Below are 9,306 nucleotides of genomic sequence, written 5' to 3' on the forward strand. Positions count from 1 at the left end.
GCCGTGGGTGCTGGGGTGTATTGGAACCGGCGTCTTCAGTTTCCGTCTCCGGGCGCCGGCGCCGCCGGGCTTGGCGCTGTTGCTCGAAACCGCTCTCATCCTGTGTACCGTGCCCCGCAGCTTGTCCCTGCCCACCGGCGTCGCTTCGCCTCCCCGAGTCAAAATCGCCGCCCATACGAATTTCATCGACCGCATTGTCGCGGGTGGCCGGTCCAACGTTGCTACCGGACGCTTGTCCGGGGACGTCTCCGTGACTTTGTCCATGTGGACCGCCGGCAGGCCTTAGCCCCCTGCCGCGGTCGCCAAGGTTTGCGGGTCCGGGTGATCCACGGGGAGTGACGTGAACATCGGGCTCTGGGTGCGGGCGAATCGCAACGGTTTCTCCAGCCCTCTCCCTGCGTCGGAACTCCGCATAGGTAATCGGTCGTTCCATGATACCGCGCTCAGCACGCGAGGTCGCATCCAATTCGATACCGTGGTCATACGCGGCATCAACAAGCGCAGCACGCATATGGTTGTAATTGTGGTGGGGATGGCGGCGTGAGATTTTCAGCCAGTGGCCTTCCACCGCCCTGCGATTGACCACCACATGCAAATGTGGATGTTGCCGGTCGACATGAAAGGCAGTGATGTAGTCGAATGTACCGCCCTGGCGCCCAGAACCGAATATGTTCTCCACCCACGCCCGGCCGGCAGCGTGTGCGTTATTGGTATCGGTGCCACGCGGAAAGCTGACGATGATGTGCGTGGTCAGGTCCTGGTTGCTTTCTGCCTCTGGCTGGCCAGATTGATAGTTGCCGGTTTGTTCGGCCCAACTGCGTGCCATCTCGTGAAGGCTATCGTATGGCACCACGACGCCCTGATGACGTGAGGATCGCAAGAGGTCAATGGTGCCCTCGCGAGACAGATAATTTAGCTGATTCCGAATTTGGCTTGCGGTACGAGCGCCGCCTCGAGGCACAATTCTTATGATGGCTTGCGGGGGCATCTTGGCCACCTGACAGCGACGTTCCCAGATCCTCTCACCGTACGCTCTCCTGCAATAGTCTTCGGCCGTCTTGCCGCCGTCGGGAAATGTTCAGTATTGTGCGAAGCAGTGCATCGAGGTCGGCGAATTCTTTGCCAAACTGCTGCCTATGAGTCTCGAAGCGCTCGATATCCACCTTACCATCGCGACTTGCAATCCCGTTCATGTCGTTGAGCGCATCGGCAATTTGGCCAATGCTGCTGGTAATTTCTTGGAGGTTTTGGCGAGTGTCCGCGTCAATTTCCAAGAAGCCTGCTATCCGACGCGCTGCGATGCGGAGGGCCAAATTGCTTGTTAGCCCGAGCGCCTGCAATTGTTCCGAGAAACATTCAAATTCAGCCAACCGCAACCGGACGCTGACTATCTTATAGCCAAGCGGGTCAACTATCGCGGCGCTTCGTCTTCTACGAAGAGAAGCATCATTGAATAAGTTCGGAAAGTCCTCATCCGTCATTTCTCTGATCCACATTCGTAGAAAGAGTCTCTTTGCAAATTTACACTGACCGACATTATCATAGATGTATCCATGCTAAATGGAATCAGCAAAAGGTTACAGACGTAACCAGAAGTTGTGAGACGCTAATTATTACGCTATGAAATTACGTTGACAGAACCCTGTTTTCTATGGTTTTGGTGGGTGATTAATAAACAAAATCAATGCAGCTTACACGAAAGCATCCAGGCGGAGGCAAAACTACGCATGAAACTTATTACTTGCTGCTCATTCAAAGGTGGAGCGGGTAAAACCACGGCCTTAATGGGGTTGTGCTCCTCGCTTGCCTCCAAGAAGAAGAGGGTTGCATTGTTCGAAGCTGACGAAAACCACCCCCTTACGAAGTGGAAAGAAAACGCTCTTCGCAACGAGGCTTGGGATCATCAATGTGAGGTGTTCGTCGCCGATGAGTTACCTCTACTGGAGGACGCATATCAACAGGCTGAAGCTGCTGGCTTCCATTATGCGCTGGCCGACACCCATGGTGGCCTGAGTGAACTGAACAATGTTATTGTCGCCAGCTCCGACTTTCTGCTGGTGCCAACCATGCTGACACCCCTGGACATCGATGAAGCGCTTGCGACTTATCGATATATCATCGAGCTGCTACTAGCAGAGGCTCTGCAAACTCATACCGCCATTCTTCGCCAGCGAGTTCCTATTGGCAGACTAACGGTCTCTCAACAGGCCGCATACGACATGCTAGAGCTTCTGCCAGTACTTGATATGCCCATGTATGAGCGTGATGCCTTCGCGGCCATGAAGGAGCGGGGGATGTTGCACATGACGGTGGCGAATATGTCCCAGACGCCCGCAATGCGACTAATGTTGCGTAACAACCGGCACGCATTGGATGAGCTTGCCACGATCGGTGCTTTCGTAGAGAAGGCGTTGGGTGTTTGATATGGGTATCCGCAAACCGGCTGTTTCGATGCAGGAGGCGCGCCGACTTGCGGCGGGCCAATCGGGGAGGTCGTTTCAGGGGAGTATGCTGGCCTCTTTAAATCCTCCAGTAGCGATCGCACCAATCGAGCCGACCGGTCGCCAGACGGGCAATAGAATAGTACCCGCCCGAGCTTTGCCCGCGAGAAGGACCGTTCTCCTTTCGAATGAACGCCACGACGCGGATCCGAAGGTGCAGGTGTTTCTGTCAGCAGCACTTCCCGCCCGCGGCATCTCCGCGACTTTCGACGCGTTGAGTGCCGAGTCTCGCCCTGCCAAGGTCCTGCAGATGATATTGCAGCGTGCTTTGGACGACTACGAGTTGATGCTGTCCAACGGCTCGTTCGCCGAAATCGCGCCGGCCTACTCGGTTGAGGAGCCGCTAGCCATCGTTGCGACGTCGCGCATGATGCCGCGACGGCTGGTTGATATTGCCCTCGCGCATTTTGATCCGCTAGGTTTCAAAAGTGCCCGGGCCTTCGGCCGTATAATTGCTAGCTCTGCTCTTTGCATTTTCTTTGACAACGAAAAGAAAGCCACCCACCGACAGCGCTGATGAGGACGTGCGTGGCTGGCTCCCTGTAGGTGCAATGGCGGTGCCTGAATTGGCTCAGCGAAAAGCCATCATTTAGGACAAAAGAGCGGAGTGGCCGGCGACGGCCCGCATGACATTGACGCTGCTGATTGCTCGGGCTTGCCATCACCGGCACGATGGCCAATCAGAGCCTCGCCTTGCTCACCAGCTTCATCCGCAGCCTGCCGCCGTTGGATGAAAGAGGCCGTATTCAGAACGTCTTGAGGATATCTGTCATGGCCGAATGCGCCTGGAAAGGTGTAAGCGCCACGCCGCTCCCTCGTGCGGCGCATGAGGTGAATGTGCCAAGTGTCGCTTGGCAGTTAATTATGAGAATCCCGTGTCAATGATTTCCGTGACTTAGCCGTGCACTAAAATTGAGAATGAGCACTTAAATTGAGATTCCGTCGCGATTTTTTGCAGTTAAATCGTTAAATCGAGAACGAGCTGGCAGGATATTTTCTGTATTTCTGTGTGCTAGATCAAGGGATTTGCCTTAGAAAGAGGCCGATAACTTCCTTACGATTTCAATGCCATAGTGTGTCGGCGTCGGGGTGTGTGTGGTTCACGCTTTTGCGTCTTATTTGAGAACCGACGCGCTGAGATTCTTAAGTTAAGTGCCACCGCCCGCACAAACTGCCGCATTCTTACGTTTAAGTGCCAAGCGACAAATCTGGTTTTACCGAGGTGGGAACATGACCACTACAGTCACAGCCAAGGGACAGGCGACCATCCCAAAGCCGGTCCGCGATCTTCTCGGGATCGTTCCGGGCACTCAACAGGTCAAATTTCAATCCCACCCGCGACGAATGGCCGAAAGTCAATGGCGGGCCAGGTGTGAATGGCTTTCCTCCGATCAGTTATCCGTCCCATTCACGCTTACAAATCCGTCTCAAAACTCTCTCCGGCGCTGCAAATGGCCGCTGGCAGGCAAAAACGCGCTTCCCGTCGACCACAGGAACAGGAAAAACGGTTATGCAAGCGCTTTACGGATGAGCAGGCGACCGAAGTCCAGGAGATTGAACTGAGCACGGTCGGGAAGAAAATGAGCGCTAATCCGTCAAGGAACCGCCCCCCGGGCGAGGCGGAACGGCTTGCCCAGTGAGGCTGACGCTGCAAGAATCGAGGCATGTTGTGGCGCGAACGCAGTACCCATCGCGCGCCCTGACCCTAGCCCGGATTGTCCAAACAAATCGTAAATGCGGGAGCGCCTCCATGGAAACCAGGATTATCGACAGCTGGGAGGATTTCGCTCAATGGGCGATCGAGCGGGCCAATGCAATCCTGACGGATCAAGGTTCGGAACTCGCCACCGCTGTCCGCAACAGAAACGACGCCGAAATCGGTGAAACAGCACAGGCGCTCGGCCAAGCGATCGTCGATGCGCTGCTTGATGCGTTCGATGGTCTCGCAAGCGATGAATGAGCCACCGGTTTGGCCCGCGCGACTGGCTGCGCCAACGGAAACGGCGGCCAGTATGCCGGCGCACAGATCCGTCCGGCGTCATGATTCCGGCCCGCGCAGGCTCCGCAGAAGCGCTTCCGAGGCCTCGAACCGCTCTTCCCTCCGATCGCCATCGTCCGGCGGCCCGCTAAGCGTTTCCGCAGATGCCTTTTCGGCATCCAGTTTGGCCCGCAGGAGCGCCATGATCATCGGCCAGGTCGAAAACTTGCCCTGCCTGGCGCGCTCCGTCAGGCTTCGCAAATAGCCGCCGGGGCTGTTGATCTGATCAGCTCGCTGGTAGATCGCAGCAAGCGTGATCGCGGCCTGTTGCTCGCCCAAGGCCGCCAGCGCCTCTCTCCAGGCGCTGCCGCTGATCCCCAACATGGGCCGGACAAGCTCGGCCGCGGCCAGAAAGTCCCGCCAGTGGCGAATTTCGTGGCCTCGGGCGATCTCCTGCATGTTCGGGCAGGCATCCAGTACGATCCCCAACGGCAAATCACGTCTCGGCAGGTTGCGCAGGTTGTCGGTCTTCTCGGCGTTGACGCCCGCTTCTTCGTTATCTTCCAAGCCGTTTTCAGATTCAGAAATGGAGTCTGGGTTTGAATTCTGTATGTGGCGACCGGAACGGGACTCATTGGCGTCGGCATTCTGTGAATTTGCAAATGATTCCAGCGCGTCACGGATGTCGTGCCACAGCACTTCGAGCTCTCCGCAGATGCTTTCGACGAGCTGCCGCGGGGCAGAGCGTGGCAGCCGGCCGACAATGGCCTGATAGTTCTGGAGCGCCCGGCCCCAATTGCCCGGCACACCTTCCTCGATGCCGGTATCGATCAGCTTGACTATATCGCGCCGCAGGAGCGTCAGGCGTTCTTTGGCGACACGGAATGCCCTCTTCTCGGCCTGGACGGCTTCCGCCAGGTCATTGAACTCCGCGGCCCGTGCGACGATCGGCGACAGATCGAAGCCATAAGCCTGCTCGATCTCGCCTCGCCGCCCCTTGCGGGCGAACCGCTTACCGTTTGGGCTGTCGCGACGGATGATGAGCCCGCAATCGACGAGCACCGCCAAATGCCGGCGCAGCGTCGTCGGCGGCATGCCGTTGGCGCGCCATTAGTTGCTCGTTGGACGGCCAGACAATGACGTTGCCCTCCCCCGTGAGAACTGTCTCCTGGTGGAACGACAGCAACGCGTTCAGGATCGCGAGCGCGCGGTCCGTGGCTCCCAGAAGAGCCCTGGCTTCTCGGATATGCTGAAAAGCCTGCCACTTGTTTACGACGGCGTCCTTTGGTGCCGCCCTTGCCCTCACCTGGCTCGCAATTTGGCCAAGCGTCATCGTCCGCCGCCCAAAGGGCGTCGCTATGTGTTCCATCATGGTTCTGCCCTTCAGCTTGTAGGCAAAGCGAAAGTGATCACCAAAACGGCGCCTAATCTCCTCACGGAGACTCTTGACTGTGGTCTGCGGAAGTGAGATTCTCGTTGTTGCCAAACGAACGAGAGAGGCTTCCGGAACGCTGTTTCGGGGGCCTTTCTTTTTACCGCATGCTACCTCGACGTCTTGTTGCGCTATCCTTTGGCTTCGGCCGAGACCGTCACCCTCCCAGCGCTTCACCTACCCTTGTCAGCTGACAAGGTTTTGCCCGGCACTGAAATCATCCTTCGCCCTCCCGGACGAAAAACCTCTCCATCAGCATTGGCAGCTCCTCCTCGACGAAATTGCTAAAGGCCGATGCGTATTCGGTCACGATCGAGATCTTGATGTCGCCGCTGGAGAATGTCGCCTTTCCGACAACCCTTCCGGCCGGACCCTTGATCTCCTTCTCGTCGCGGGACTGCGGCTGAGGCTTCCTCACCGCAGCTAGAGCATGCTTGAACCGTTCATCTGACGACAGGAGCAAACCCTTGTCAGATGACAAGGTTCTCTGCACTCGGGCTAGAGCGGATGGGTCCTCGCTCACGGCGGACGCCAATGCGACCCACCGCGGACGGCCGACCCTCGGCGCGCGACCGATGGTCTCGATAACGTCCACCGGAAGCGCCCGGCAAACAGACCTGAGACGAGCCAATTCCGGATCATCGATTGACAAGGCTGCGCGAATATCTCGCGCCTTAATGCCCGCCGCATCCATCCGCCAGGCGAACAACGCGCGTTCAATCCAACTAAGGTCTTGTCTCGCGGCATTCTCGATGCCCTGCGCTACCACGAGCTCACTGTCCGACAACGACAGGACCGTAGCCCTTACTTTGATACCGAGTTCTAGCGCCGCTCGCCAGCGGCGATGCCCGTAGACGACCTGATAGCGGCCTTCCGAGATGGGATGCCGGCGCACCTGGATCGGGACCTTCTGACCCTCATCCAGGATCAGCTTCTTGAGTGCCTCAAACTCCGTGTCGCTGTCATCAGGTAGCCTATCCGGGAATGGCGATGGATCGATCAAATTTGGATCGAGTTCTGAACCCCCACCAGCGTCGACAAGTGCGCGCAGGCTGTCGCGCTCCTCTCGTAACTCTGCTAGCGATCGTTGTGTGGCGCCGATCACGCCCGCCCCAACACGGGCCAGTGGTTGCCCCGACGGGGAGGAATGATCCTTGGGCACGAACGAATCCGAAGCTTCCGCTTTCGGCTGCGAGAACGCTCCAAAATTCGCGAGAATTGACTTGCGACCAGAACGCTTAGCAATCATGTCCGCCCCCAGCTTTTCTTGATCAAGCCGAGAATTTGGTCATTGACTGCGTCAATTGACTCCCGCGCACGCTTGGCCGTCGCCGCCGAGATGTTGCCAAATTCGAGCTCATAGAGAGTGCGCTTGGCTAAGCCCGCCGTTTCGATCGCCGCACTTTCGACTGCCGTTGACGTGAGGACATCCTCGGTGAACAGGTGTCGGAGCATTGTGACGACATGTACTTGAGATTGGTCCATAGGGTCGTGCCTTGTCACGACGTACCGCAGAAAGTCCTGTTTCATCGTTGCGCCAGCATCCCGGATGACGGAAATCAGATCACCCATCATCAGAAGGAATTGGCTCATCGACATCACATCGAGCATGGCCGGATGGACGGTGACGAGAAGACCCGTCGCAGCGTAAATGGCGCCAAGTGTCAGGAAGCCGAGGGAAGGGGGCGTATCCAGGATGACGATATCATACCGGTCCTCAACCTCCGCCAAGGCGAGACGCAACCGTTCGAAAAAGATGCTGTCGCTGCCGGTTCGACGCTGTGATAGGAACCGCGGCGTCTCATGTTCATATTCCATGACTTCGATATTCCCCGGGATCAGATCGATGCCCGTGAAATACGTCGGTCGAATAATCTCAGCGATTGGGCGACGCTCATCGTCGTACCGCAGGGCCGCATAGATGGTCTCGTTCTGCTGCACATCCATTTCCGGCTGCGCGCCAAACATCGCGGATAGCGATGCCTGAGGATCGAGATCAATGGCGAGAACGCGATAGCCATGGAGCGCCAGATAGTGCGCGAGGTGCGCGCTCGTCGTCGTCTTCGCGCTGCCGCCCTTGAAATTCGCTACGGCCAGAATCTGCAGATGCTCGCCTCCTCGCCGATGCGGCAGAAATCTCAGCGCCTCAACCGGCCGTTGAGCCGCGAACAGTTCTCGAAGTTCGTTAATCTGCGCCAGCGTATAGACGCGATGATTGTTTTCAAGGCGGGCAGGAACCGGGCCTTTCCCTTCGTTGGACATCAACTTGAGAGTCGATTCCGGAATAGAGGTCAGCCGTGAAACCTCGTGAACCATAAAGTTCCTGAGGCTTTTCTGTGCATCCGGCGGGTACATCTGCTGGCGCCTCGCCTGCAGGTGTTCGGAGAGCATGCCAGCGTGCCGAACGATCTTGTCTGCCGGGTCCTGGCTCTGCATTTGGCATGTGGCTTGTACAGCCATTGACACTTCCAGTCCCTTTTGTCGGTCTACATGCGACTTATCGGCTTTTGCCCGACAAGCAGATAGGCCCGATCCTCTGCGGGCGTCCAGTGATTTAAGGTTAACGAATCGTTAACGCGTTTTGGCCGAATTGTCGCTTGCAGTTAATAATGAGAATGGCTTGTCAACGATTCCAGTGTGTTAGCTATACACCTAACTTGAAAATGTGCATTTAATTTGATAATCGAGCCCGGCCATTGGCATTTAAAGTGAGAATCAACGCCAACACCTTATCGGCCTGGTATTTCTCGAGGACGGCTTGTGGAATTCAATGGATGCACGGCCTTTCGGCCAATACGATTGCATCTAATTTGAGAATCCGAACTTCCATATTCTCAAATTAGATGCCAATCTTGGTCGAAACGACTGCATTCTGAGAGTTAACTGCCAAGCGACAACACCGACGCCTTCGTGCTGCTCGTCGGCCGGCCTGTTCTGGCCCTGAAAGGCTGGCTCGAACGCGCCGGGATCAGCGAGGGCGCCGTGTTCCGCGGCATCGATCGCTGGGGCAATCTCGAAAAACGCGCCCTGACGCCGCAGGCCGTCAACCTGATCCTGAAGCGCCGCATCGCCGAGGCCGGCCTCGATCCGGCAATATTCTCCGCCCACGGCCTGCGCTCCGGCTATCTCACCGAAACCGCCCGTCGCGGCATTCCGCTGCCGGAAGCCATGCAGCAGTCGCAGCATCGCTCGGTGCAACAGGCCTCGAACTACTACAACGATGCCGAACGCACGCTTGGGCGGGCGGCGCGGGTAATCATCTGAGTCGCAGATCGATCTGACACATCGCATGTTGCGGCGCGTCAGCTCCAAGACAATTGGAGGCAGCCGCGCTTGCCGCCGGCGCGCGCGGCGACCAGTCGGAAGGCGAACGGAGCCAAAAAATTCTCCGACCA

7 protein-coding genes and 3 pseudogenes are annotated in these 9,306 nt (G+C 57.2%); 5 read left to right on the forward strand and 5 right to left on the reverse strand.

Translation table 11 applies throughout. The features are described from left to right. Both EOC06_RS15605 and virD1 read right to left on the reverse strand, forming a co-directional pair. The coding region (locus EOC06_RS15605) for a relaxase/mobilization nuclease domain-containing protein (protein WP_128308194.1) at nucleotides 1-988 on the reverse strand (988 nt) is incomplete at its 3' end. Nucleotides 989-1,022: 34 nt separating this feature from the next. Next, entirely contained in the window at nucleotides 1,023-1,481 is a 459-nt protein-coding gene (virD1, locus tag EOC06_RS15610) for a T-DNA border endonuclease subunit VirD1 (RefSeq protein WP_095489734.1), read from the reverse strand. Nucleotides 1,482-1,727: 246 nt separating this feature from the next. Here virD1 and EOC06_RS15615 point away from each other — a divergent pair, with 246 nt between their 5' ends. The 4 genes and pseudogenes from EOC06_RS15615 to EOC06_RS15630 all read left to right on the forward strand — a co-directional run bounded on the left by EOC06_RS15615 (nucleotide 1,728) and on the right by EOC06_RS15630 (nucleotide 4,461). Beyond that, nucleotides 1,728-2,423 (forward strand): conjugal transfer ATPase VirC1, encoded by a 696-nt coding sequence (locus EOC06_RS15615; RefSeq protein WP_095489702.1) that lies wholly within the window; start codon nucleotides 1,728-1,730, stop codon nucleotides 2,421-2,423. A gap of 1 nt (nucleotide 2,424) precedes the next feature. Then, on the forward strand, nucleotides 2,425-3,018 hold the full coding sequence (locus EOC06_RS15620; RefSeq protein WP_095489703.1) for a conjugal transfer protein VirC2: 594 nt from the start codon (nucleotides 2,425-2,427) through the stop codon (nucleotides 3,016-3,018). Nucleotides 3,019-3,731: 713 nt separating this feature from the next. Next, a pseudogene (locus tag EOC06_RS15625) lies at nucleotides 3,732-3,812 on the forward strand (AbrB/MazE/SpoVT family DNA-binding domain-containing protein); the annotation flags it as partial. 439 nt (nucleotides 3,813-4,251) lie between these two features. After that, on the forward strand, nucleotides 4,252-4,461 hold the full coding sequence (locus EOC06_RS15630; RefSeq protein ID WP_095489705.1) for a hypothetical protein: 210 nt from the start codon (nucleotides 4,252-4,254) through the stop codon (nucleotides 4,459-4,461). Nucleotides 4,462-4,539: 78 nt separating this feature from the next. Here the strand turns inward: EOC06_RS15630 and repC are convergent. The 3 genes and pseudogenes from repC to repA form a co-directional block, all read right to left on the reverse strand. Then, nucleotides 4,540-5,851: pseudogene (repC, locus tag EOC06_RS15635) on the reverse strand (plasmid replication protein RepC). Between the two features lie 277 nt (nucleotides 5,852-6,128). Continuing rightward, nucleotides 6,129-7,160 carry a plasmid partitioning protein RepB gene (repB, locus tag EOC06_RS15640; RefSeq protein ID WP_095489706.1) on the reverse strand — a complete coding sequence of 344 codons (1,032 nt, stop codon included), beginning with the start codon at nucleotides 7,158-7,160 and terminating at the stop codon, nucleotides 6,129-6,131. Beyond that, nucleotides 7,157-8,371 carry a plasmid partitioning protein RepA gene (gene repA / locus EOC06_RS15645; RefSeq protein ID WP_095489707.1) on the reverse strand — a complete coding sequence of 405 codons (1,215 nt, stop codon included), beginning with the start codon at nucleotides 8,369-8,371 and terminating at the stop codon, nucleotides 7,157-7,159. The genes repB and repA overlap by 4 nt, the downstream gene beginning before the upstream one ends. A gap of 450 nt (nucleotides 8,372-8,821) precedes the next feature. On the opposite strand from repA, the pseudogene EOC06_RS15650 reads away from it, so the two are divergent. Beyond that, nucleotides 8,822-9,175, forward strand: a pseudogene (locus tag EOC06_RS15650) (tyrosine-type recombinase/integrase); the annotation flags it as partial. Between the last annotated feature and the right edge of the window lie 131 nt (nucleotides 9,176-9,306).

The organism is Mesorhizobium sp. M7A.F.Ca.MR.362.00.0.0, assembly GCF_004023175.1.
In the GTDB taxonomy this organism is placed as follows: domain Bacteria; phylum Pseudomonadota; class Alphaproteobacteria; order Rhizobiales; family Rhizobiaceae; genus Mesorhizobium.

What these genes read in the sequence shown, in the direction of transcription:
- virD1 (WP_095489734.1), bottom strand. Translation starts at nt 1,481, where the DNA reads ATGACGGATGAGGACTTTCCGAACTTATTCAATGATGCTTCTCTTCGT.
- EOC06_RS15615 (WP_095489702.1), top strand. Translation starts at nt 1,728, where the DNA reads ATGAAACTTATTACTTGCTGCTCATTCAAAGGTGGAGCGGGTAAAACC.
- EOC06_RS15620 (WP_095489703.1), top strand. Translation starts at nt 2,425, where the DNA reads ATGGGTATCCGCAAACCGGCTGTTTCGATGCAGGAGGCGCGCCGACTT.
- EOC06_RS15630 (WP_095489705.1), top strand. Translation starts at nt 4,252, where the DNA reads ATGGAAACCAGGATTATCGACAGCTGGGAGGATTTCGCTCAATGGGCG.
- repB (WP_095489706.1), bottom strand. Translation starts at nt 7,160, where the DNA reads ATGATTGCTAAGCGTTCTGGTCGCAAGTCAATTCTCGCGAATTTTGGA.
- repA (WP_095489707.1), bottom strand. Translation starts at nt 8,371, where the DNA reads ATGGCTGTACAAGCCACATGCCAAATGCAGAGCCAGGACCCGGCAGAC.